Origin of the sequence: Idiomarina fontislapidosi (assembly GCF_003226255.1) — a bacterium.
Lineage (GTDB): Bacteria > Pseudomonadota > Gammaproteobacteria > Enterobacterales > Alteromonadaceae > Idiomarina > Idiomarina fontislapidosi.
In genome coordinates, this window is the sequence record NZ_QJST01000004.1 from 24575 (window position 1) to 49430 (window position 24856).

The 24856-nt window shown below is 49.6% G+C and carries 26 protein-coding genes; 3 read left to right on the forward strand and 23 right to left on the reverse strand.

Annotated elements, in window-relative coordinates; all coding sequences use genetic code 11:
* Positions 1-7: 7 nt before the first annotated feature.
* From hisS to ndk, 6 genes are all read right to left on the reverse strand, one after another.
* Positions 8-1285, reverse strand: coding sequence for a histidine--tRNA ligase (gene hisS, locus DFP83_RS05805; protein ID WP_110574076.1), 1278 nt, complete (start codon positions 1283-1285; stop codon positions 8-10).
* 66 nt (positions 1286-1351) lie between these two features.
* Complete coding sequence (gene ispG / locus DFP83_RS05810; protein ID WP_110574077.1) at positions 1352-2470, reverse strand: flavodoxin-dependent (E)-4-hydroxy-3-methylbut-2-enyl-diphosphate synthase; 1119 nt, start codon at positions 2468-2470, stop codon at positions 1352-1354.
* Positions 2471-2490: 20 nt separating this feature from the next.
* Entirely contained in the window at positions 2491-3612 is a 1122-nt protein-coding gene (locus DFP83_RS05815; RefSeq protein ID WP_110574078.1) for a RodZ domain-containing protein, read from the reverse strand.
* A gap of 48 nt (positions 3613-3660) precedes the next feature.
* On the reverse strand, positions 3661-4071 hold the full coding sequence (locus DFP83_RS05820; RefSeq protein WP_110574079.1) for a pilus assembly protein PilF: 411 nt from the start codon (positions 4069-4071) through the stop codon (positions 3661-3663).
* A 42-nt stretch (positions 4072-4113) separates the two neighbouring features.
* A complete protein-coding gene (rlmN, locus tag DFP83_RS05825) occupies positions 4114-5250 on the reverse strand; it encodes a dual-specificity RNA methyltransferase RlmN (RefSeq protein WP_110574080.1) in 1137 nt (378 codons plus the stop codon).
* 86 nt (positions 5251-5336) lie between these two features.
* Positions 5337-5768, reverse strand: a complete 432-nt coding sequence (ndk, locus tag DFP83_RS05830) for a nucleoside-diphosphate kinase (protein WP_110574081.1) — start codon at positions 5766-5768, stop codon at positions 5337-5339.
* A 164-nt stretch (positions 5769-5932) separates the two neighbouring features.
* On the opposite strand from ndk, the gene msrA reads away from it, so the two are divergent.
* A complete protein-coding gene (gene msrA / locus DFP83_RS05835) occupies positions 5933-6481 on the forward strand; it encodes a peptide-methionine (S)-S-oxide reductase MsrA (RefSeq protein ID WP_110574082.1) in 549 nt (182 codons plus the stop codon).
* On the opposite strand, the gene DFP83_RS05840 is transcribed toward msrA, so the two are convergent.
* From DFP83_RS05840 to trmJ, 3 genes are all read right to left on the reverse strand, one after another.
* The gene (locus tag DFP83_RS05840) at positions 6467-7618 is read right to left on the reverse strand and encodes an IscS subfamily cysteine desulfurase (RefSeq protein WP_110574083.1); all 1152 of its coding nucleotides are present in this window, start codon (positions 7616-7618) and stop codon (positions 6467-6469) included. The two genes, msrA and DFP83_RS05840, sit on opposite strands and share 15 nt — an antisense overlap.
* A gap of 15 nt (positions 7619-7633) precedes the next feature.
* A complete protein-coding gene (gene iscR / locus DFP83_RS05845; RefSeq protein WP_110574084.1) occupies positions 7634-8101 on the reverse strand; it encodes a Fe-S cluster assembly transcriptional regulator IscR in 468 nt (155 codons plus the stop codon).
* A 76-nt stretch (positions 8102-8177) separates the two neighbouring features.
* Entirely contained in the window at positions 8178-8903 is a 726-nt protein-coding gene (gene trmJ / locus DFP83_RS05850) for a tRNA (cytosine(32)/uridine(32)-2'-O)-methyltransferase TrmJ (RefSeq protein ID WP_110574085.1), read from the reverse strand.
* 113 nt (positions 8904-9016) lie between these two features.
* Here trmJ and suhB point away from each other — a divergent pair, with 113 nt between their 5' ends.
* Positions 9017-9814 carry an inositol-1-monophosphatase gene (suhB, locus tag DFP83_RS05855; RefSeq protein WP_110574086.1) on the forward strand — a complete coding sequence of 266 codons (798 nt, stop codon included), beginning with the start codon at positions 9017-9019 and terminating at the stop codon, positions 9812-9814.
* Between the two features lie 51 nt (positions 9815-9865).
* Here suhB and DFP83_RS05860 read toward each other — a convergent pair whose 3' ends face one another.
* From DFP83_RS05860 to DFP83_RS05885, 6 genes are all read right to left on the reverse strand, one after another.
* Positions 9866-10039, reverse strand: a complete 174-nt coding sequence (locus tag DFP83_RS05860; protein WP_110574087.1) for a DUF3545 family protein — start codon at positions 10037-10039, stop codon at positions 9866-9868.
* A 183-nt stretch (positions 10040-10222) separates the two neighbouring features.
* Complete coding sequence (ung, locus tag DFP83_RS05865; protein ID WP_110574088.1) at positions 10223-10894, reverse strand: uracil-DNA glycosylase; 672 nt, start codon at positions 10892-10894, stop codon at positions 10223-10225.
* Positions 10895-10993: 99 nt separating this feature from the next.
* On the reverse strand, positions 10994-13024 hold the full coding sequence (locus DFP83_RS05870; protein ID WP_110574089.1) for a S9 family peptidase: 2031 nt from the start codon (positions 13022-13024) through the stop codon (positions 10994-10996).
* Positions 13025-13145: 121 nt separating this feature from the next.
* Entirely contained in the window at positions 13146-14966 is a 1821-nt protein-coding gene (locus DFP83_RS05875; protein WP_110574090.1) for a DUF1302 domain-containing protein, read from the reverse strand.
* Positions 14967-15142: 176 nt separating this feature from the next.
* Positions 15143-16072, reverse strand: coding sequence for an electron transfer flavoprotein subunit alpha/FixB family protein (locus DFP83_RS05880; RefSeq protein ID WP_110574091.1), 930 nt, complete (start codon positions 16070-16072; stop codon positions 15143-15145).
* Positions 16069-16818, reverse strand: a complete 750-nt coding sequence (locus DFP83_RS05885; RefSeq protein ID WP_110574092.1) for an electron transfer flavoprotein subunit beta/FixA family protein — start codon at positions 16816-16818, stop codon at positions 16069-16071. The genes DFP83_RS05880 and DFP83_RS05885 overlap by 4 nt, the downstream gene beginning before the upstream one ends.
* Before the next feature lie 137 nt (positions 16819-16955).
* Here DFP83_RS05885 and DFP83_RS05890 point away from each other — a divergent pair, with 137 nt between their 5' ends.
* Positions 16956-17345 carry a SufE family protein gene (locus DFP83_RS05890; RefSeq protein ID WP_110574093.1) on the forward strand — a complete coding sequence of 130 codons (390 nt, stop codon included), beginning with the start codon at positions 16956-16958 and terminating at the stop codon, positions 17343-17345.
* Here DFP83_RS05890 and tcdA read toward each other — a convergent pair.
* The 8 genes from tcdA to rppH are packed head-to-tail and all read right to left on the reverse strand — an operon-like array spanning position 17317 to position 24823.
* Complete coding sequence (gene tcdA, locus DFP83_RS05895; RefSeq protein WP_110574094.1) at positions 17317-18126, reverse strand: tRNA cyclic N6-threonylcarbamoyladenosine(37) synthase TcdA; 810 nt, start codon at positions 18124-18126, stop codon at positions 17317-17319. The genes DFP83_RS05890 and tcdA overlap by 29 nt on opposite strands.
* A complete protein-coding gene (locus DFP83_RS05900) occupies positions 18092-18511 on the reverse strand; it encodes a PAS domain-containing protein (RefSeq protein WP_110574095.1) in 420 nt (139 codons plus the stop codon). Before DFP83_RS05900 ends, tcdA begins: the two co-directional genes overlap by 35 nt.
* An 11-nt stretch (positions 18512-18522) precedes the next feature.
* Positions 18523-19527, reverse strand: coding sequence for a response regulator (locus DFP83_RS05905; RefSeq protein ID WP_110574096.1), 1005 nt, complete (start codon positions 19525-19527; stop codon positions 18523-18525).
* Between the two features lie 18 nt (positions 19528-19545).
* A complete protein-coding gene (locus DFP83_RS05910; RefSeq protein ID WP_110574097.1) occupies positions 19546-20397 on the reverse strand; it encodes a thymidylate synthase in 852 nt (283 codons plus the stop codon).
* Between the two features lie 7 nt (positions 20398-20404).
* On the reverse strand, positions 20405-21202 hold the full coding sequence (lgt, locus tag DFP83_RS05915) for a prolipoprotein diacylglyceryl transferase (protein ID WP_110574098.1): 798 nt from the start codon (positions 21200-21202) through the stop codon (positions 20405-20407).
* Positions 21203-21212: 10 nt separating this feature from the next.
* Positions 21213-22007 (reverse strand): sulfite exporter TauE/SafE family protein, encoded by a 795-nt coding sequence (locus DFP83_RS05920; protein WP_110574099.1) that lies wholly within the window; start codon positions 22005-22007, stop codon positions 21213-21215.
* 3 nt (positions 22008-22010) lie between these two features.
* Positions 22011-24281 (reverse strand): phosphoenolpyruvate--protein phosphotransferase, encoded by a 2271-nt coding sequence (gene ptsP, locus DFP83_RS05925; protein ID WP_181416383.1) that lies wholly within the window; start codon positions 24279-24281, stop codon positions 22011-22013.
* Positions 24282-24283: 2 nt separating this feature from the next.
* Entirely contained in the window at positions 24284-24823 is a 540-nt protein-coding gene (rppH, locus tag DFP83_RS05930) for an RNA pyrophosphohydrolase (protein WP_110574243.1), read from the reverse strand.
* Positions 24824-24856 lie beyond the last annotated feature (33 nt).

Consider the following 24856-nt stretch of genomic DNA (forward strand, 5'->3'; position numbering starts at 1 on the left):
GACACCCCTATTCTTGTGTCAATGGTTTGAGCGCGACGATGAGTTCGCTCCAACCAAGTGTTTGTTGGTCATCAGTCGTACGCAAGGGTTTGACAGTCAACTGATTATTTTCTAATTCGTTATCACCTAAAATCAATGCCACTTCGGCACCTGACTTATCGGCTTTCTTGATTTGCTTCTTCATTGCACCACCGCCGCTGTGAACGATGATACGCAGGTCTGGCAGCTCATTTCTCAGCTTTTCGGCAACAGCTTGCGCGTTAAGTTCCGCAGCTTCACCTAAAGGCATTAAATACGCATCGACTGCGCGACGCGGCGCCAGTTTATTCTGCTCCTGTAATAACAGGACCAAACGCTCCATGCCCATTGCGAAGCCAACCGCAGGGGTTGCTTTACCGCCTAGTTGCTCAACCAAGCCGTCGTAGCGTCCGCCCGCGCACACCGTGCCTTGCGCACCTAAGGCGGTCGTCACCCATTCGAACACGGTACGATTGTAGTAATCAAGACCACGCACGAGCCTTTCGTTAAAGACATACTGAATACCCGCCGCATCAAGACGTGCCGTCAATTCTTCAAAATGTTGCTTAGACGCTTCATCCCAGTAGTCCGACAACTTAGGCGCTTGCGCTAACAATTGCTGGGTGTTGGCATCCTTCGAATCCAAGATACGCAGTGGGTTCGTGTCCAGACGACGTTGACTGTCTTCATCGAGCTCACTCTTGTACTGATCAAGATACTCGCGTAATGCCTCACGGTAACGCGCACGCGCCTCGTTTGAGCCTAGCGAATTAAGTTGTAGCTCGACTTGATCGGCGATGCCAAATGCCTGCCATAAGCGTGCGGACAACAAAATAACCTCAGCATCCGCATCGGCACCCTCAAGACCAAAGGTCTCGATACCGAACTGGTGAAACTGGCGGTAACGCCCTTTTTGCGGTCGTTCATAACGAAACATGGGGCCGATATACCAAAGACGCTGAATCTGGTTATACAATAAACCGTGTTGATTACCAGCGCGCACACAGCTCGCCGTGCCCTCTGGACGCAACGTAACGCTTTCGCCATTGCGATCATCGAAGGTGTACATCTCTTTTTCGACGATATCGGTTACTTCACCAATTGAACGCTTAAACAGTGCGGTGCTTTCGAGCACCGGCATGCGTATTTCTTGGTAGCCATAGCTGGCGGCAACTTGACGGATCATTGCCTCGACCTGTTGCCAAGCAGCTGTTTGCTCTGGTAACAGGTCGTTCATTCCTCGAATTGCTTGGATGGTCTTTGCCACGGTCACTCTTCCGTTTAGCCTACAAAATAAGCGCGTATTATAGAGTCTTTAGGGCGGCGGGTAAAATCAGTTGTCGATTTCTTTTACATCAATGCGGTGCTTTTTGACATATTCCACGCGCTCACGGATTTGAGCTTCGAGCTGATCGACGAGATCATTGTTATCTAATCGTAACTTCTGGCGCTCGCCGCCAATATATAATCCGCTTTTACTCTTGGCACCTGCGAGTCCTACTTCTGAGATAAGCGCTTCGCCTGGTCCATTAACGACACAGCCAATCACCGATACATCCATAGGCTCAGTAATGTCTTCTAGACGTTGCTCAAGCGCATTCACCGTAGAAATGACATCGAACTCTTGGCGTGAGCAGCTCGGGCATGCGATAAAGTTGATACCACGAGAACGAATACGCAACGATTTGAGAATATCAAAGCCGACTTTAATTTCTTCGACCGGGTCGGCTGCGAGTGACACACGTAGGGTGTCACCGATGCCCTCGGCTAATAACATGCCCAAACCAATTGACGATTTCACTGAACCACTGCGTAACCCGCCCGCTTCGGTAATACCTAGGTGCAGCGGCTGCTCAATTTGCTTGGCAAGTAAGCGATACGACTCGACCGCTAAGAACACGTCTGACGCTTTGACGCTCACTTTAAAATCTTGGAAGTCGAGACGATCAAGGATATCGACGTGACGCATTGCCGACTCAACGAGTGCTGCAGGTGTCGGCTCGCCGTACTTCTCTTGAATTTCACGCTCGAGTGAACCGCCGTTTACGCCTATTCGAATAGGAATGTTGTTATCGCGCGCCGCATCCACGACTGCGCGAATCCGATCCTCTCGGCCAATATTACCTGGATTAATACGGAGACAATCCACACCGTATTCGGCCACTTTCAGCGCAATGCGATAATCGAAATGAATATCGGCAACCAAGGGCACTGGGCTTTGCTGTTTAATCAGCTTAAAAGCTTCCGCGGCATCCATCGTTGGTACAGAAACCCGCACGATATCTGCTCCTGCAGCGGCGATACGGTTGATTTGGTCAACCGTCGCCTGTACATCCGTGGTTTCAGTATTGGTCATCGACTGAACGGCAATGGGCGCATTGTCTCCAATCGGCACATTACCCACATAGATCCGACGGGAAGGTCTGCGCTTAATTGGATTTTCGTGCATCATAACGGCTTACACTCAGTCTCTTAATTGCTTGAAGGGATAGTTAATCGTGCCACACGATCTTGGCGATATTGTGACAAGTCTAACGTATTACCAGCATAGGTTATAGTCACCGCCGCCGGTTTGCATATCGTCGCCGAAAACGGTGCGCTGCCCGGCACAGGCATACGGTAGCCCTGCGCTTTGGTGCCAATCGCTTGAACTTCACCGTCGGCATCTTCAATTTTTACCCAACACTCTTCGCTAAACTCGATAACCAAAGCGGTTTCGGGTTCAACATTCACGGCATCCTCAGTATCGTCTTCAGGGGGCGCTTCCACCACGGGTGTCTCACCCGCCTCTTCGTCTGCAGGCGCATCGGTTGGCTCAGAAGGTGTGTCGGATTCGCTTTGCGTTGCCGGGTCGTCGTTCGATACAGACTCTGGAATCTCTGAAACCGGTTGCTCAATTGTCTCTTCAGCCACTTCATCTTGCTGCGCAGGGTCATTCACGCTCAGCGAGGTACTCGCATCGGCTGCACTGACTTCGGATTCAAGCACCGGCTGTTCTTCTGCTACCGACGAGCGTTGATTCTCCGATTGACGCAGGGTGGGCGTGTCTGCCTCAGTTTGTTCTGGGTTCACATCCGATTGCTCGGTGACCGCCTGCTCTACGTCGTTACTTAATTTAGAAAAACTTAAATCGCTGTCTTGCCACCACCAAATGACCAAGGCGATCACCACGACCACCACCAACCAGGTGATCATCATTAGCCGGTTATCGCTCTCTTGGTGTTTCACGCGACGTGAAAAACTTTGCATCGGCGTGCTTTCGGGCTCTGTAATATTGAGTGATTTGTACGCTTCATCAATTTGATTCTGGTCCACGCCGAGCAGTTTGGCATAAGCTCGCAAATACCCTTTAACGAAGGTCGTGGTTGAAAACGTCGCGTAATCATCTGCTTCGATGAGCTCTATCACTTGCAGTCGCAAGCGCAAGCGATCAGCTGCCTCGCGTGCCGTCATCGACTTGGCTTCACGTGCTTGTTTGAGTAAATGCCCTGGACCTGCGGTTGGGCGACTCGGCTGCTCTGGCGACGACATTAGTTGTTCGTTATTTTGGTCCGCGCTTGAGCTATTATTTGCAGATGAATTATCGGCAGTCATGATCTTTGGGTCATTCCCTAGTTTAACTAAAGTTAAGCGAATTGCATTTTAGCGATGTTGTGCACACCTATTTTGCTTGCCTGATTGCGCACCCAAGCGTTTAGCTTTAGCAAATGCTTGGCGAGCCGCTTCCTGCTGGCCTGATAAACATAGTGCGACCGCATAATTGTTGTGCAGAACTCCGCTCATAGGTTGCCATGATAATGCTTCTTGGTAAAGTAGCAACGCAGAATTGACACGTTCTTTACTTAAATACCAGTGTCCAAGTGCTAATACGGTATCAATGCGGCGCGGCGCTATGAGAAATGCTTGTTTTAAATGACGCTCGGCATGATCGAGTTGTTGATGCTTTATATATGCCATGCCGGCCCGCAAGTGGGCATCCGCCGATGCATTGGACGCTGTTGATGAACAGCCTGTTAAAACCAAACTGATACTTACTGTCACTAAGCCACGCACTAGAGCACTCCCTTTTGAGGGACTCGAGTGCGTCGCTATTAATTAGCTCGATTTGACTGCAATTGAATCGCCACCGCGCTGCGCTTGCTGACGCTTTAGAATCCGCTTGGTACGGTCAATTACATCACCGACGAGCTGGCCACAGGCAGCATCAATATCATCGCCTCGAGTCTTACGAACCATAACGGTAAAACCATAGTCCATTAATACTTTAGCGAAACGGTCGATCCGTGAATTACTCGAACGACCATACTCAGAACCTGGGAATGGATTAAATGGAATCAGGTTGATCTTGCTCGGCGTATCTTTGAGCGTACGGGCCAATTCATGTGCTTGATCCATCGAGTCGTTAACGTGGTCGAGCATGACGTACTCGACGGTCACTTTATGTTGAGCTTTTGATTGCTCAACATACTTACGGCTCGATTCTAAAAACTGTTGGATGTTGTACTTTTTGTTGATAGGTACGATTTCATTACGCAGCTCATCATTAGGCGCATGCAATGAAATTGCGAGCATCACATCGATTTGCTCACGTAATTTATCAAGTGCCGGTACTACACCTGAGGTGCTTAAGGTGACACGGCGTTTTGACAAACCAAAACCATAGTCGTCCATCATGAGGTCCATTGCAGGTACCACATTATTTAAGTTAAGCAGGGGTTCGCCCATGCCCATCATGACGACGTTTGTTACAGGCTTAATACCTGTTTTCGCGTAAGCTCCCAGTAGCTGATTAACACGCCACACTTGGCCGATGATTTCCGCTACGTTGAGGTTACGGTTGAAACCTTGTTGTCCCGTTGAACAGAAGGTGCATTCCAGCGCACAGCCGACTTGCGAGGATACGCATAAGGTTGCGCGATCGCGTTCTGGGATCCAAACGGTTTCAACGTCTTGACCATCAAACAAAGTCATTACGAATTTAATCGTGCCATCGCTTGATTGCTGTTGTTCGCGAATTTCTGGCGCGCGAATTTCAGCACATTGTTTGAGCTTTTCGCGTAACCCTTTGTTGAGATTGGTCATCTCATCAAAGTCGTCGACACAAAAGTGATAGAGCCATTTCATGACCTGGTCAGCTCGGAATGGTTTTTCGCCCATGTCTTTGAAGAAGGCTTTCATTCCATCGCGGTTCAGGTTTAAAAGATTCACTTTTTTATCGATAGCGTTGGTCATAAGTTTCCTGTATCTAAAAAGTACCGTGCGCCAAATGGCGCACGGTGTCATTCGCTAAACGAACAATCGCGTGCCAACGGCACGGATTAACGAGTGCGTGGGCAGATCTCTTCGTCGCTGAAGAAGTATGCGATTTCGCGTGCCGCTGTTTCAGGCGCGTCAGAACCGTGTACTGCGTTTTCATCGATAGTTTCAGCATAGTCTGCACGCAAAGTTCCTGCCAATGCATCTGCTGGATTCGTTGCGCCCATGATTTCACGGTTTTTCAGGATAGCTTCTTCGCCTTCCAATACTTGTACTACGATTGGACCTGAAGTCATGAACTCAACCAATGCGCCAAAGAAAGGACGCTCGCTGTGCTCAGCATAAAAGCCTTCAGCTTGTTCTTTGCTCAAGTGCATCATTTTTGACGCTACGATACGCAGACCTGCGCTTTCGAAACGAGTGTAGATTGCGCCGATTAAGTTTTTCGCAACCGCGTCGGGCTTAATAATTGATAAAGTGCGCTCTAAAGCCATCTTTTTTACTCCAAAATGGGTATTTAACCAGAGGTGAAAATTTCCGCGCGAATTATACGTTAGATCTCGGAAAAAATCGAATATCTATTGATTGTTTTTTAACTCGAACTCAGCTAGTATCGAGAAACATTTAGCCTTATAGACGTCCAAAAGGAGTCCGTCATATGTCGAATACGACCCCGTTCCAAAAAGCTACCTTAGGCGGTGGATGTTTTTGGTGTATTGAATCTGCATTTAACCAACTTAAAGGCATCGAGTCGGCACAGTCGGGTTATACCGGCGGCACAACCGAGAACCCAACTTACAAGCAAGTCTGTAATGGTGATACCGGTCACGCCGAAGTTGTACAGCTCACCTTTGACCCAGAAGTGATTAGTTATCGACAGATCCTCGAGATCTTCTTTACCTTGCACGATCCAACGCAAGTGAATCGCCAGGGTAACGATATCGGCACGCAATACCGCACCTCTATTTTTTATCATGACGATGAACAACAGAAAGTTGCGTTAGAACTGATTGATGAACTCGAAAACGATGCGGTGTTCGACGATGCGATTGTGACTGAGGTTGCGCCACTCGACACGTTTTACAGTGCCGAGGATTACCATGACGACTATTTCAATCGCAATCCGGAAAACCCGTATTGCCAAGCGGTCATTTCACCTAAGCTAGCAAAGTTTCGTAAAACCTTCGCCGAATTACTGCGCAGCTAGTACACGATACGTGTTAAGCACGTGCTCCGCGGCATCCTCCATGTTTTGCATGGTGGTGTCGCGACCTACACTAAAACGTAACGATGCATGTGCTAACTCATCTGACAGCCCAATTGCCCGTAAAACATATGACGGTTCAACGCTCGCCGACGTACAAGCGGATCCCGATGAAATAGCTAAGTCCTTTAACGACATAAGCAATAATTCACCTTCGACATTAGCAAAGCTGAGGTTCATGATGTTTGGCACGCGCTGCGACGCATGACCGTTGAGCTTAATGCCTGGTTCGGCAAGTAACTTATCAAGAAACAGCTGACTTAAGTCGCGGTAATGCGCTTGGTCATCCTCTAAGCGCTGACTGGCTAATTGAGCCGCTTCACCTAGACCCACGATTTGATGTGTCGCTAAGGTACCAGAGCGCATGCCTCGCTCATGCCCACCGCCATGCATCTCAGCGTCGAGCTGTACTTTAGGTTTGCGGCGTACGTACAAGGCCCCGATACCTTTAGGACCGTACATTTTATGGGCCGATATCGATAACAAATCGACGCCCAATTGCTCGACATCCACAGGCAACTTACCCACACTTTGTGCTGCATCGACATGCAGTAGCACGTTGTGGGCACGACAACATTCGCTGATAGCTTTAATGTCTTGAACGACACCGAGTTCGTTGTTTACATGCATCACACTCACAAGCACAGTATCTTCTCGCAGCGCTTGTTTAAGTGCTTGAATATCGACGAGCCCCTTGTTATCAACCGATAAAAAGGTGACATCAAACCCCTCACGCTCCAGCTGCAACGCCGGGTCGATGACCGCTTTGTGTTCCGTCGCTACGGTAATTAGATGCTTACCTTTATTGCGCGATTGATGCATGACGCCCTTCAGGGCTAGATTATCTGATTCGGTCGCGCCCGAGGTAAATACAATTTCACGGGCATCCGCGTTGATCAGGTCAGCCACTTGATGGCGCGCAATATCCACAGCCTCCTCGGCCTGCCAACCTAGCCGGTGCGATCGCGACGCGGGATTAGCAAAAATGCCATCCGCGGTTAAATACTTCATCATGACATCAGCGACAGACTTATCCACGGGCGTGGTTGCCGCATAATCTAGGTAGATTGGCTGTTTCAAAACAACTCTCCGATGTTACAGCACATTAAGCTCTATTTTCTGGCTCCGGTCACCCGCTTGACGGTGTCCAATCTGCGCCACTTCCTTGGTTGCCATTAACTCGGCCAGCGTAATACCATCCAGAAACTGAGCAATACGATCGCTCAATCCTTCCCACAGCGAATGGGTCAGGCATTGCTCGCCATTATGGCAGTTGCCTTTACCCTGGCATTTGGTCGCATCAATCGACTCATCCACGGCGTCGATCACCGCGCCGACCGATATCGCATCGGCGTCCCGACCCAGACGGTATCCGCCACCGGGACCGCGCACACTGTGCACCAGCCCGCGCTTGCGCAAACGAGCAAACAGCTGCTCGAGGTAGGACAAGGAAATACCTTGGCGATCTGAGATATCAGCCAGGGGCACGGGTGCTTGCTTAGCAAACATCGCGACGTCGAGCATCGCTGTCACTGCATAGCGACCTTTTGAAGTCAGACGCATCAATCTCCCCCTTTAGTAACTCAGCGTTATGGTACTCCTCATTAGTGTACTTTTCCGACTAAATTAGTCAAGTATTCTACGAATCCGAATTCTTCGTCTGTTTATCCACTGAAGCCAGTATTCCACGCAGAATGTTGAGTTCGTTTTCTTCAGGTCGTGCACGATTAAACAAGCGACGTAACTTGGTCATTACTTGGCCAGGATGTTGACGAATAATAAACCCCGTATCAGTCAAGGTTGATTCTAAGTGTTGATAGAATTGCTCGAGCGCTTCGACTCGGGGATACTCTTGCTGTACTTTCGGCGTTTCGTCTTGCTCAAGAAACTGCATACGCACTTCGTAACACACAGTTTGGACCGCCATCGCTAAGTTAAGCGAGCCATAATCGGGATTCGTCGGAATGTGCAAATGGAAATGGCTTTGTTGCAACTCTTCATTGGTCAAGCCACTGTTTTCGCGGCCAAATACGATAGCCACAGGGTACTTTGGCGCTTCACTTAAGACCTGTCCCGCCGCTTGACGTGGACCCCGTAATGGCCAGTCCAGTGTGCGGTTGCGTGCGCTCGTCGCGAGCACTAAACCACAATCATCAATTGCCTGGTCAAGCCTATCGACGATACGTGCATTCGCTAAGATATCGGTAGCGCCAGCGGCTAACGCCGATGCATGGCTATCCGGTTCAGACACCGGGTCGACTAATACCAAGTCGCTGAATCCCATGGTTTTCATCGCCCGTGCAACGGAACCGATGTTGCCAGTATGTGAGGTATTCACCAGTACAATTCGAACGTTATCGAGCATGACAGTGCCTTTATCTAATTTTACCAAGTGTAGAAAAGTTGCGCATTCTACCTCAACACTGGTAATATGCGCGACCTTAAAATTCGTTCTTTCACAGCACAGGTAATTTGAAAATGCATCCGATGTTAAACATTGCGGTGCGCGCAGCGCGTGCAGCCGGTAAAATTTTGCTTAAAGAATTCGATCAGGGTCAACCTATCGATGCCACCGCCAAGGGCCCAAATGACTGGGTATCTGAAATGGATCAGGCGGCCGAGCAAGCGATCATCAACACCATCAAAAAGGCATACCCTGAGCATGGTATTATCGCAGAAGAAAGCGGCACACAAGCGGGCAAAGATAACGATTTTCAGTGGGTCATCGATCCGTTGGATGGCACAACAAATTACCTGCGCGGTGTTCCTCACTTTTGTATTTCAATCGCTGTTGTCCATAAAGGCACGGTTCAACAAGGCGTTGTCTACGATCCGGTACGCGAAGAACTGTTCACTGCATCACGCGGTGCAGGCGCGCAGCTTAATGGCCGTCGCCTACGTCTATCGCCGTTGACTGAACTGAACGGCGCACTGCTGGCAACAGGCTTCCCATTTAAAGCAAAACACCGCTATGACGAGTACCAAGCGATGTTTGGTCGCTTATTTGAACGCTGTGCAGACATGCGTCGTGCCGGCGCTGCTGCTTTGGATCTCGCATACGTCGCCGCGGGTCGCTACGATGGCTTTTTCGAGCTGGGCTTGAAGCCGTGGGACTTAATGGCTGGCGACTTACTTATCCGTGAAGCGGGTGGCATCGTCACCGACTTCGACGGTGGTCATAACTACGTACAAAGCGGTCACATTGTTGCAGGCGCACCCAAGGTGTTAAAGCAAATGCTCGCTCAGCTGCGTAAAAAGCCAGAAAGCAACGACTAAACGCTGATGTGAGAACAACAAAGGCCGGCAAATTTGCCGGCCTTTTTGTTATTATCTGAGCTCGATTTCTTCTAGATCGATATCAAACGATGAATCGATATCTGTCAGCTCTTCGCGTAAGCGATACTTTTCTTTGAGTTGTTCTATCTCGCGCCATTTGCGCTTAGTTGTGCGTCCTTTCGATGATTTCTCAGTGACTTTCTGAAGCTCTTCTGAATGGTCCATGATTACCTCTCAGTATCATTATAATTCTTAATTAGCGCACAAAACAAACTGATCAACAATTTGTTCACATATGATTAAATATCACACCTTGGGCAAGAATAAAAGCTATTTGTTTCAAATATGTTAATCACCGATGAACCTTGCATGACATAAATCATGATATAGTCATTTGTAATCAAGGCGTTAGAGATTAATACCCAGTGCCCACTGAATCGGTGTGCGTCCATGTGTCGTTAAATACTGATTGGCTTGAATAAAATGACGCGCCTCGAAAAAACCGCGATGAGCAGACAGCGGCGAGGGATGTGGTGCTGTTAAAATGCAGTGCTTTTCTTGTGGGATCAGTGCTGCTTTTTTATGTGCATGGGCTCCCCATAACATAAACACGATGTTTTCGTATTCGGTGGCTAAGCGTTCGATCACCGTATCCGTATAGGTTTCCCATCCCCACTTTGCGTGACTATGCGCCTGCCCTTGTGCCACCGTTAATACGGTATTTAACAGCAACACGCCCTGCTCGGCCCAAGCGGTTAAATCACCGTGTGTTGGCGGCTGTGCTTCGGGGTAGTCTTGCATAATCGCTTTGAGAATATTGCGCAACGATGGGGGGAGCTTAACGCCCTCGGGTACCGAAAAGCTCAAACCATGGGCTTGCCCTGGTCCGTGGTATGGGTCTTGGCCAAGAATAACGACTTTCACGTCCTCGGGCGCGGTGAGCTTAAGCGCGTTAAAGACATCAGATTCGGGGGGAAACACCACTTCTGCTTGCCGCGCGTGTTCGACCCGCTGCATCAGTTTAATAAAGTACTCTTTTTGTTTTTCCTCGGCGAGGAGTGGCTGCCATGCTTTTGCCATGATACGACCTTAGTTGCTCATTCACTTTGTCCTATAATGCCACTCTATAGCCCGCTATTAAACAAAAGGCCGACTTAACTGTCGGCCTTTGCTGTGCTGCTACTCTTGCGTTGCTGGTTGATGTTTTTCGAACCAATACAAAATATAAGCGACTTTACTCATCAAATTACTTGGCCGCGCATAAATGCTGTGACCCGAGTTTTGAATACGCACCATCGCCGTCTCAACACCGGCCAGTTTCAATGCCTGATAGTACTGCTCAGTTTCTGACATTGGCGTGCGGTAATCTTGCTCACCGGTCAATAGCATCGTCGGTGTTGTAACATTGCCAACATAGCTAATGGGAGAGTGCTTCATGTAATGTTCGAGGTTTTCCCACGGTAGGCCTGGGAACCAATACTGATAGAAGTAGTTATACATATCTGCAGTGAGTACAAAACTGTACCAATTGATCACTGGCTTAGCGACTACTGCGGCGCGGAACCGATCCGTATGTCCAACAATCCACGCGGTCAATACACCGCCACCACTGCCACCCGTTACGTACAGCTGGTCTTCGTCAATAAAGCCTTTATCGATAACGGCATCCACACCATCCATCAAGTCGTCGTAATCGTGACTGGGATAATTCTGGTGAATTTCGTTAGCAAAGTCATCTCCGTAACTGGTTGAGCCACGCGGGTTGGTATAAAGCACTACATATCCGGCCGCCGCGTAAAGTTGAACTTCGGCTGAGAAGCGGGGACCGTAATTAGTATGAGGGCCACCGTGAATTTCCAAAATTAACGGATAGTCTTTGTTCTTATCAAAGTTGGGTGGGTACGCGATCCAACCCTGTAAGTCGCGACCATCGACGGATGACTGATAGTTAATCTCCTCGACCTGCGCCAGCTGCTTATGCCCTAGCGCATCCTCGTTCAATTGTGTGACTTGCTGCGTTTCACCGTCGTCCCACCAAGCGAGATCGGCTGGACGTAAGGGATTAGAAAGGGTGTACAGCACTTGGTCATCGGCAGCCACAGAAAAATCACCGCCGCCATAAGGACGGCTATACGACAAACCACCGACTCGATCCGTTAATTGTTCATAGTCGCCATCGAGGTCGGTACGCGCAAGCTGGCCAATACCGTGGTCATCATAGGTAAAGTAGATACCTTCACCGTCTGTGTCCCATGCAAAGCCAGTGATACTGCGGTCTAAATCGGCGGTTAATAGGCGTGACTGACTGCCATCGCTCGACATCACATAGAGACGCGAGATCTGCGAGCTCATACCATTATCATCATTACCCGTAAACGCCAGCCAATCGCCGTCAGGTGAGCGTTTAGGCGCGCCGTCAGGACCATTACGATCGGTCAACGTGCGCACTTCACCGGTATCCACCTGAACCGCATAAATCTCACTGTTCATGGGTTGACGGAACGCATCACTGCGGCGGTTAGCCGAGAAGTAAATCTGTTTACCATCAGCTGACCACTCGAGCGAACCACCGTTATTGAATTCATCGTGAGTAATTTGGCGCGCGGTTCCACCCTCGGCACTGACCACGTAAATCTGTTGATAACCATCGCTGACATAACCGCCACCGTCATACCGGTAGTTGTCTTTATCGACAAACTGCGGTGGTGCCGTCCACTCGGCACCTTCCGGCTTACCTGGCAGAGACACAGGTGCTGCTGATTCAACCGGCGTAAACTGGGTAAATGCAAGGTACTGACCATTAGGTGACCAACTCAACGCACTCGGCGCCTGAGTTAATTCACTAATGACCGCGTGCTTGCCCGTGTCGGTCCAGTAAATCGAAATTTGCGGGCTGCCTGAAGCATCGGAAATAAATGCAAGTCGTTTGCCATCGGGCGACCATACTGGGTTCCACTCGTGCGCGGAGTCACCTGTCAGTGGACGCATGTCGCCATTGGGCTTTACCGTCCATAAACGCCCCGTCTTTTGGTCATGCTTAATGTCCATCGACTGACGAACAAACACACCATAATCACCGCTGGGGTGTAATGTAGGCGACGCAGCGTACTCGAGATCGAATACGTTCTCTAACTGCAATGTGCGATCGGTTTGTGCCAGGGCACTGGTCGACAACGTTGCCGCTATCGCACCTATTAGCCACTTTTTCATTATCGTTCTCTCCGTGTTGCCTGCAAATAAAAAAAACCGCCTCATAAGAGACGGTTTTATCGTTAGCGACTCGAACATGCAAGTTAAATAAGCATGTTTATCGTACGGCCTGTCGCAGTCATTAGAATGCGTATGAGAAACTCACTGACGCATAATCGCGGTCTGTGGTCGCATCAAAGTCGCCGCCAGAGTACTGGGTGTAGCCTAAGGTCACTTTGTACGTTGATAAGTAATCAGCGGTTAAATTAAGGCCGACTGATTTACGATCTTCGATAAAGTTGCTGTTAGGTGAGTAACCATCAACGTCGTGGTTAAACTGAACCACTGGCGTTAAGCTCCAGCCATTCCAAACACTCAAGTATTCCCATTGAAGACGGGTACGGTAGCCCCATGAGTTCTCTGTAACAAACCCATCGCAGTTACCGGCTGCCGCTGGACCGACTTCGCTTGGTAGTAAACATTTACCGAACAGAGGTAAGCGACCATAGCGTTGCTCTTCTAATCCAGGTAAGTCGTGCACCTGATTCATCGCAACCTCACCGACAAAGGTCATACGGTCAGCGCCCATGAAACGGTCGACAAAACGTACAAAACTGGCTTGCGCTTGGCTCACATCAAAGCGGTCGTAACCGTTGGCTAAGCCACCAAGCTCGGTACTTTCTACGCGATCAGCGAAGGTACTTGGTACATTGGGACGTAAACCTGCAGTCAGGATCTCGGTGGTGTTGATCTGTACCGGCATATCTTTACGGAAGCTGTACTCACCCGCTACTGACCAAAGACCCAAGTTGGTGCTGAAGCTAGCGCCATAAAGCTCTGTGTCTTCTGGGTATTCAATGACCAAACGAGGGCCATCAATCGGGTAGCCGTTTGGTGTTGCGTAGGTGTAAGCTGGATTTTGGCGGTCCGCGGCGTCCATAAACTGCTCAGGATCAACGGTCCAATTATACGCCGAAATAATAGGCGTATTATTGTGCAAATTCATGAAATAGAAGCCAAACTCAGTATCCAGATCGATTGAGTAATAACGCAGGTTCATACCCCATTGACCGCTGTCCGAAGCTTCAATACGCGGGTTGCTGCCAATGTAAGCGCCTGACTCTACTGATTCGCGGTCGCTTAAATAGCTGTCTGGGTCGCCAGGCACCAATTGTGGGTTAAGGGTCACTTTACCACAACCTGGGCCGCCAATAATGTCGACGCTTGAGAAGTACGTACCACAACCATCGAGCTTGGTGTTATCCCACTCATACTGATAGAACGCGGCTAAACTCAAGCTATCGGTCAAGCCCACATTCAGGCTGACCATACCCACAGGTAACAGCGCCTCTTTGATTTCTGCGCCGGGACGACGTGCCGCGTTAACATCAAGTGGGTTAATGTCGTTGATACCATTAAATACGAACGTACTTTCACCCCAACTCAATACTTGGCGACCTATACGCAAGCTGGTTGGCATATCGCCGATATCGAAGTTAGCAAACACGAACGCATCGAGTAATTCGACACCACTCCCTTGTGAGTAGTCATCGAATACATCGTCATTGAGTTTGGTATCAGGGTAATAGTTATTACCTGGGTGACCGTGTGCCATATTCTCTTCAGAAATGACAAAGTCGTACCAGTAATTAAAACGAATAAATGCGCCGTAGTCTCCGCCGTCGATACTTAAATCGTGTACGCCTTTGAATACAGAACTAACCAAGTCACCTTTATCAAAGTTAAGGTTACCATCGTCGCCGACACTTGATCCCGCCGTGCCGCCTTCGCGGTTACCCGGGTGGATCAAACTCAGCGACGGGTCTTCCATGCGCCATGCTGCACCATATGAAAGAATCGAGGTAAAGCTAACGTCAAAATCGCCAACTTCAAAGTCCGCGGCTTGCGCAGGCAAAGCGAATGCCAGCGCAATGGCTGACGCGAGAGGTAATTTTTTTAACATAGTTGTTCTTCTTTTCATTGTGATCCACCTAATGTTTTTGACTTTTACGGCGGTGATGATTGAATCATGTCCGATGAGTTAAAAATATGCAAGTACATCAGGTCGAAAAGTATCGAAATTGACACGGTCGATTGTTAAAAACCAGTGATCGACCGTGTCGTTAAAGGCGGGATTGCTTAGAGTTTTTCGTTTAACTCAGGTAAAACTTCAAATAAATCGGCTACCAGACCGTAGTCAGCGACCTGGAAGATAGGTGCTTCTTCGTCTTTGTTGATAGCAACGATGACTTTTGAATCTTTCATACCCGCTAAATGCTGGATCGCACCGCTGATACCAACCGCGATGTAGAGCTGTGGTGCAACGATTTTACCGGTTTGACCCACTTGCATGTCGTTAGGTACAAAGCCCGCATCAACAGCCGCACGCGATGCGCCGACTGCCGCGCCGAGTTTGTCAGCGATATCTTCGATCAACTTAAAGTTTTCACCGTTCTGCATACCACGACCACCTGAGATAACAATCTCGGCCGCAGTCAACTCAGGGCGCTCTGATTCCGCCAGCTGTTCGCCAACGAATTCCGACTTATCGTTGTCAAATACCGCATCAATTGCTTCAACTGAACCTGAACCACCCTCGCCGGCAACTGCATCAAACGCAGTCGCGCGCACCGTGATGACTTTAATAGCATCTTCGGCTTGCACGGTCGCGATCGCGTTGCCTGCGTAGATCGGACGCTTAAATGTGTCGGCTGACTCAACCGCAATAATGTCAGAGATTTGCGCCACATCGAGCAATGCCGCCACGCGAGGCATAAAGTTTTTGCCCGTTGTTGTTGCCGGCGCCAGCACGTGGCTGTAGTCCTTACCTAAGTCAGCGACTAACTTGCTCACATTTTCAGCCAACTGATGCTCATATACCGCATTGTCGGCGAGTAATACTTTGCTAACGCCTTCGGCTTTTGCCAGCTCGTCGGCGACTGCCGCGCAGTCTTTACCCGCGACCAATACCACGATATCGCCGCCGATCGCCTTTGCTGCCGCTAAAGTTTTCAGCGTGGCAGGATTAACGGCGTTATTGTCGTGTTCTGCAACTACTAAAATACTCATAGGACTTTCGCCTCATTCTTCAGTTTATCGACAAGCTCATCTACGTCTGCCACTTTTACGCCAGCGCTGCGTTCAGCTGGAGATTCAACCTTGAGCAACTTAACCGTGCGCTTCACTGCGACACCTAAGTCATCGGTCGATACGGTTTCAAGCGGTTTACGCTTTGCTTTCATGATGTTCGGTAATGAAGCGTAACGAGGTTCGTTCAAACGCAGGTCGGTTGTCACGACGGCTGGCAATGCCAACTTAACCGTTTGCAAACCACCGTCGACTTCACGTGTCACTGAAACATGACCATCAGTTACTTCGACTTTTGAAGCGAATGTGCCCTGCGGCATGTCGGTCAGCGCTGCAAGCATTTGACCGGTTTGGTTGTTGTCTGAATCGATCGATTGTTTACCTAGAATCACCATGTCCGGTTCTTCACGCTCAACAACACCTTTAAGGATTTTTGCCGCTGAAAGTGAATCCGGCATGTCGTCGGTTTCAACTTGAATAGCGCGGTCTGCACCCAAGGCTAATGCAGTACGCAATTGCTCCTGCACCGCTTTAGGACCAATGGACACCACCACAACCTCATCAGCAGTGCCCGCTTCTTTTAAGCGCACTGCTTCTTCGACTGCGATCTCACAGAACGGGTTGAGCGCCATTTTGACGTTAGCCAAATCGACGTCTGACTGATCTGGCTTCACACGTACTTTGACGTTGTAGTCAATGACGCGCTTCACCGCGACAAGTATTTTCATGTCACTTTCCTTTTGTTGGAACTGATCTAAATTACCTGGATTTATATTTTGTTAACTTCGCTATTATCCTAGACTGGAGGCTATCTCACAAGTTATGCGACAATAACAGAAATTTGTTGTAATCAGGAGTTTACACAGTGATACAGCCTTCACGCAAACCCATGGGTTGGGAAAGACGTTATCGTGAGCTTATCGAACTTGCTAAAACGATGCCAGCATTCCCTGAGCCGTATCGGGATGAAGCCCACGAGGTAGCGGGTTGTGAAGCAACTGTTTGGCTTTATTTAGACTGCCAAGACACTCAGCATATTACCGTGCGTTTTGATAGTGTCTCGCGCATTGTGAAAGGATTGCTCGCGCTGATTCAAGCCGAGCTTGATGGTCATAGTGCGGCGACGGTAGCACACTTTGACATTGATGAATTATTCGCCAGCTATGGTCTTACGCAACAGCTCACGCCGTCGCGTACCAATGGTTTATATAATGTCAGTAAAGTGCTTAAGCAGCGCGTCGCTCAATACGCTTGAGTAACGTCGAAACAGCAAACATGGCAAAACTGCAGGTGACCACCATCGCGGCGCCAAAGCCCGAGCTGCAATTCATTTGCATGCTACCGCTACCCGGCTTTTGTAACGTCACCTCACCTTCGTGCTCGCCTGCGATCCAAGGGTAGCGCAACTGCTCCTCAGAATAGATACAGTCGACGCCCCACTTGCGTTTAGGGTTTTTCGAAAAGTTAAAATCACGACGCAATTTAGAGCGTACTTTAGCAAGCAGTGGGTCTTGTTTTGCCTTTGCCAAATCAGCGACCCGAATTTGAGTCGGGTCGATTTGACCACCTGCACCACCGCACACGACTAAGGGGATTTTATTACGTTTGCAATACGCGACCAGCGCCGCCTTGGTATTCACGCTATCAATGGCATCCAAGACCGCTGTGACACCCGTTAAGTGGGTCGCAAAGTTATCTTCGAGCAGAAAGTCATCGACAATATTGACTCTGCACGCCGGGTTAATCGCACTCACACGTTCGGCTAATACTTGGGTTTTAAGTTGGCCAATCGTGTTAAAGTCGGCGGGAAGTTGACGATTAATATTGGTCACACACACATCATCCAGATCGATCAATGTCAGTTCGCCGATACCACTGCGAGCCAGCGCTTCAACGGCCCACGAACCCACCCCACCGAGTCCGGCAATGGCAATGTGTTGGTTACGAAATGTATTCAGTGCTTTGCGTCCGTAAACGCGTTCAACGCCGCCTTGGGCTTGGTCATTCGGCTCGGGTTGCTTGCTCGCTGACGTCATAGAGTATCAGTCCTACCTGAAAGATCTCACCACGCGTATCATGCAGTGGCATAAGGGTAATGTTTTGTTGCATCCACTGTTGCTGGCCGCTCAATGGGCGACTGTGTCGAAAACGGAAAACGTAAGGGCGCTGCTCCCAAGTAATAAACACTCGGGCATCGAGGTTCCATACACGCTCGACTTTTTGACGAAACCAGTGCTCGTCAATTTCGGGACAACATTCAAATAGGATTTTATCACGAACTTGGCTAGGGCGCAGTCCGCTGTGGTTGGTCATGAACTCATTCCACATTTGTATGCGGTAGTCGCGATCCAATACAACAATACCCATATCAATGGCGCCTAGCAGGCTTAATTTGGCGTGTAGTTCATCCATCTCACTCATACTGCCTCCTGTTATTCTGCATACCAATGAGCGACCTGCTGGTCGAGGCGTAGTACCGCATCTTCGGGTAATAAGATGAGGAGATCGAAACCAATACGATGTTTCGGTAACTGATAGCCAATCTCTATTGCTAACACCTTTTGCCAACGTTGCTGAGGTTGGTTGAGTAAGTCAGCTAACGCTTTATGCTGTCCTAGTAAGACTGGCTGTGATGCCGTAAATTCGACATGCAATTGATGACCTAACCCATTCAAACACGCCGAGGTGATAATTGAGGCAATGTCCATTAACGCTTCAATACGCTGTTGTTGCTCATTGCCCGACAGTTGCTCACCCAGCAGTCGGCGCACATCATCAACCGATGTATCAGTGAGTAAAGTCAACGCCTCTCCTAGAATGCCAGAGCCTGCGAAGCCTTGGCTAACCGCTGATACGCGTTCCGCATGATCGATTGATTGCAACGCCATGTGCAACTCTGATGGCGCAATCCAATTGACATTGGGAACAGGCAACTCAATAAACTGATTTAATACGCGTGCAATATGGTCGCCCGCTTGGCCCATGGCAACATTAGCAACCTCTCGATAGACATCGAGCGCGTTCGCCGTAACCTCGACCTCACTGGCTTCTTGCAGGTGACCACTACTTGGCTGATACAAACCAAACTGCTGCAAATATTGAGCGATCTCAGCGGTTTTGAAAGGTTTTTTTACAAATGCGAGCGCACCGAGTCGCATCACGCGCTGATAGGCTTCTGGCTGAATATCACCAGAAATCACAATCACCACACAATCGCGCTCATGTTGGGCGAGGTGCTCAAGTACCTGATAGCCATCCATCACCGGCATATTCAGATCGAGCAGCAGAAGTTGCGCCTCGCCATTATCAATGCGTTGCAACGCCTGCTCGCCGTGTTCCGCCTGATACACGGTTGCATCCCAATCCTTGGGTAAACTTTTTAATAGTTGTCTACGCGCCATCCTTGAGTCATCACACAGGGTCACTTTCAAGGTCATGGGACTAGCCTTAATTGATTAGACTGCAAAAGGATACTTAATGGGTGGATGATACTGATAACCCTCAATAGAAAAGTCATCCTTTGTCACCCACGTTTCGATATCGTGCAACGTTTTAATCTCAGGGTTAATGTGCAACTGCGGCGATGGATATGGCTCGCGCTTTAGCTGCACATCGCGCATCAACTCAAGCTGGTTCTCATAGATGTGTGCATTGACGATCTTATGAAACACTTTGCCCGGTTGATGTCCCGTAATACGCGCCATCAGCGCCAGCAACACAAAGCACTGAATTTGGTTGAAATTGAGTCCCAACGGCACATCGCAACTACGCTGATAAGAGGTTAAATACAGTTTGCCACCGAGTAACGAGAAAGTATGTGTGTGCATACATGGGCGTAAACATCCCATCTCAAGCTCACCCGGGTTATAAAACGTAACGATCTCACCTCGGTCATCAACGCCATTGGTTAAATCATCGACAACTTTTTGTAACTGGTCAAATTGGCTACCATCGGGACGTTGCCAAGCGCGCCCTTGTACGCCGTAGACGCGCCCCATATCATCTTCACCCTTACGGTGAGGATTAGCGAGCCAACTCGGGTTTTCGTTCGCATTGGCGTTCCATGTATTGCAGCCAATATCACGAAATTGCGCAGCGCTGTCATAACCACGCAAATAGCCCAGTAGCTCCGCAATCGCGGCTTTATAGTAACTTTTGCGGGTGGTGATGATAGGAAACTGATTGTGCTCTACATCGTACTCGAGATCGGCATTGATCACCGTGAGGCAATTAATACCGGTGCGCTCGTTATGAACCCACTCGCCTTCGTCAATGATACGCTGACACAGCTGAAGATATTGTTTCATTGTCGCCCTATGCTTTGGTGCTCTGCTTTTGCCCGTAAACTAATAACCCAATGCCTAAGATAATCATCGGAATCGTTAGCCACTGCCCCATCGACATGCCAAGTGATAGGAGTCCTAAATGTGCATCGGGCTCACGGAAAAATTCGATGGTAAAGCGCGCCACGCCGTAACCTAATAAAAATAGTCCACTGATAGCGCCGGTGCCACGAGGCTTACGTTGGAACCACCAGATCAATGCAAATAAGACTAAGCCCTCGAGTACCGCTTCGTACAGTTGCGATGGGTGACGCGGAACGGGTCCGCCCGATGGGAAAATCATCGCCCAAGGGACATCAGTGGCTCGACCCCATAACTCTCCATTAATAAAGTTACCCATGCGTCCAAAGAACAGACCCATTGGCACTAACGGGGCAATCATATCGCCGACAGCAAGAAATCTGCGCTGAGTGAGATGCGCATAAATATACATGGCCGCAATAACACCGAGCAGACCGCCATGGAACGACATGCCGCCTTCCCAGACACGGAATAAGTAGACAGGGTCGGCAATGAACAGGTCGAAATGATAAAAAATGACATAACCTATGCGACCGCCAATCAGCACACCTAAGAAGCACCAAAAGATCAGGTCTGAAAATTTGTCGCGCGTCCAGTCCGGTGAACGTTCGGCTTGTCGACCGCCCCACCATGACGCGAACGCAAAGCCGAGCAAGTACATCACGCCATACCAATGTATAGCGAGTGGACCAATGCTAAACAACACAGGATCGATATTGGGAAACTGCATGTATTCGTTCAGTGGCACGAACAACTCCTTAGAAAAATATCAGTTTTATAGCCACGACAATTAAGAAAATCGCAAATATACGTCGTAATAGTTTAACGGGCAGACTATGCGCCAACTTTGCCCCGATTGGCGCACACAGCACCGACGCAATCGAAATCGTCAGCCACGCGGGTACATGAATAATACCCAAAGCTCCGTGAGCGACACCCGAACTGTAGCCTTTAACAATAAAGATAAATACGGCGCTGCAACCGATGATAAAGCTACCCAGCGACGAGATCGCGATGGCTTGCCGCACAGAAAGTCCGCAGCGTTGCAGGAATGGCACTGTTAATGCGCCACCGCCAATCCCAACTAGGCCCGATATCACACCAATGATAGTCGACCCCAAACTCAGCCAGCGCTGCTTGATGCGCCCGACCTGTGCTTTTTGAGCGGCAGGTGGCATTGCCATGCGTATAGCTAGCACGACTAACACGGTTGAGAAGAATACTTTCAGCCAATGTGGATCAATGGCTGTCACAAGGAAGGCACCCACCATGGCGCCTATAGATAATCCGGGTAACACACGTACGACCCAAAACCGCTCTTGTAGTCCCGAGCGGTAGTGACTATATGCGGCGCTGGCAGTTGTCATACAAATGGTGGCTAGGCTGGTTGCAATCGCTGTGGGCATTACCAAACTCGGTTCAATTCCCAGCTTTGGTGCAAGGTATACGATCAGCGGCACAATCACCAAGCCGCCACCGATACCCAATAAGCCCGCCAATGTCCCGGCAAATACGCCGCCGACTAAACACCAGATAATCAGCGTCAGATCCATGGCTTACTTCCCTGCCCGCACAAACCCACCAAGGCCCATGCTTTCCATCTTCTCGGCGATCATGCTTCTGACTTGCTCTGGACGGCGTGCTTGTAAAGCCTTGGCAAGCATGACTTGCAAAGTACTCGAACGGACATTGCGGAGGATCCAACGTACACGATCAACGTTATAGCTGTTCATACTGAGCTGTCGATAACCCATCGCCACTAACAGTAAGGCACCGCCAGGATCGCCGGCGAGTTCCCCACACACACTGACTGGTTTACCTAATTCTTCGCATCGCCGTGCGATTTCATCCAAGCTCGCCAGCACCGCTGGGTGATACGCATCGTACAAGCTGGCTACACGACGGTTATTACGGTCAACGGCAAGTAGGTACTGAGTTAAATCGTTGCTACCCACCGAGAAAAAATCCACTTTACTGGCAAGCATGGGTAACTGATAGATGGCCGCGGGCACTTCAATCATGACCCCTAACTGAGGCTGAAATAAATTCACGCCAACCGCGCAACCTTGTTCTTCTGCCACCTCAAAGTAGGCTTGTTTGAGCAACCGTGCCGCTTCCTCGACTTCACTGACACTGGTAATCATCGGCAATAAGATACGTAAATTACTGCGACCGATACTCGCGCGCAGCATCGCACGTATCTGCACGAGGAAAATTTCGGGGTGGTCAAGGGTCAATCGGATTCCGCGCCAACCAAGAAACGGATTATCTTCTTGTAACTTTAAGTACGGTAAGGGCTTATCTCCGCCCACATCCAAAGTCCGCATAATGACGGGTTGGTCAGGGAAGTAATCTAATACTTCCTTGTACATCTCGACTTGCTCGTCTTCTGTCGGCAGTTGCTCGCGCATCATAAACGGGATTTCTGAGCGATAGAGACCCACCCCATCAATATTCAGTTGGCGCAGATAATCTTGGTGTATATCCAGCCCCAAGTTTAGGTGCAGACTTACACGTTGTCCGTCTTGGGTCTGTGCTGGCAAATGCGCATGCTCAGCGACGATGGACTTAAGTTCTTCTTCCTCGTCGGCTAGGTGTTGATACTGCTCTCGCACTTGCGGCGGTGGGTTGATATACACTTCGCCAGTGTAGCCGTCGACGATCAATACTTTTTCAGAGAAATAGTGCAGCTCGATATCATCGACACCGAGTACCGCAGGAATACCCATACTCCGCGCCATAATCGCAGCATGAGAGTTACTCGAGCCGCGCAGCGAGATAATCCCAGCAATTTTTGCACGGGGGAGCTCTGCGAGCATCGATGCGGTGACTTCGTCGGCGACCAAAATGCCTTGTTCGGGAAATTCTCGGCGTTTGCGTTGTCGTTGCTGAAGGTGCATCAGCACCCGCTGACCGATATCTCTCACATCGGTTGCCCGCTCGCGCAAGTAGGAGTCTTCTAACGCTTCGAATTGGTCAACGAACTCCTCGACCACGTGTTTTAAAGCCGTTTGTGCTCGCCAACCCTTAGCAATCATCTCCTCGACCGCATTACCTAAACTCGCCGCATCTAACATGCCCTGATAGACATCAAAAATCGCTAAAGTGTCGTCTGGCACTTGCCCATACATGCGTTCAGCAAGCTGCTTTAACTCAGCACGGGTGCGCGCAACGGCTTGACGAAACTTGCGCACTTCATGCAGAGGGCGATCGGTTTTTTGCGGAGAGACTTCTTTTAAACTCACTTCAGGACGCGCTACATAGGTTTCCCCTATCGCGACCCCTGGCGATCCTGGGAGCGCCTGAATACTGTGTACCCAAGGTGAGTGCTCATTGGTTAGTAGCCCTTTCGTGTTGGCATGCGCGATGACAACCGATAGCTGGGCAGCAAGTGTAACAACAAAGGCTTCTTCTTCGCGGGTGAAGTGACGTGCTTCACTTTGATGCACCACCAGAATACCGAGCACTTTCCGGCGATGAATAATCGGCGCCGCCAATAAAGCCCGATACTGCGACTCGTTGGTATCAGAAAGAGCCTTGTTTGCCGGGTGGTTACTGATGTCAGCAATGTTCAACGGTTCTTCCCGTTGCGCAGCTAAGGAAATGATGCCATCACCAAAATCTACACGAATAGCCTCACCCGATGCATCGGCTAAGCCGTCACTCGCCGCCATCACATACTGATGAGCTTGTGCATCTGCGAGGAACACACTGCAGCTGTCGGTCTCAAGCGCAGCACGCACTTGAGACACCATCGTACGAAGCGCCAGCTGAAAATCAGCCGCTTTATTTACACTCTCGACGATTCGCTGCAGGGTGACCAGCATCATTAACGCTTCCGTCTATTAGAACGGCCATGTCGCGCATGGCGGTTCGAGGCTTTGGGGGTGTTCAAACTGGGCATTGCATACGCAGCGAACTCTCTCATTACGCGACGATATACATCACGTTTGAACGATACGACCTGGCGCACTGGGTACCAAAAGCTCACCCATCGCCAACCATCAAATTCCGGGTGTCCGGACTGTAGAACGTCGACATCTTCTTCACGACACTTAAGCTTTAACAGAAACCACTTTTGTTTCTGTCCAACACACATGGGCCGTTGTTCCCGCCGAATTAACCGTTTAGGTAAACGGTAGCGGAACCAGTGACGGCTGGTGTACAGAATTTCTACCTGCTCTGGCTTTAGACCGACTTCTTCCCAAAGTTCTCGGTACATTGCCTGTTCAGGGGTCTCACCATCATCGATACCGCCCTGCGGAAATTGCCAGCTATGCTGGTTGATGCGGCGAGCCCAAAATACCTGCCCATGCCCGTTACAGATGACGATTCCTACGTTTGCACGGAATCCTTCAGCATCTATCACGCGAGCATCCTCAATTATTCTTTGATAAAGTGA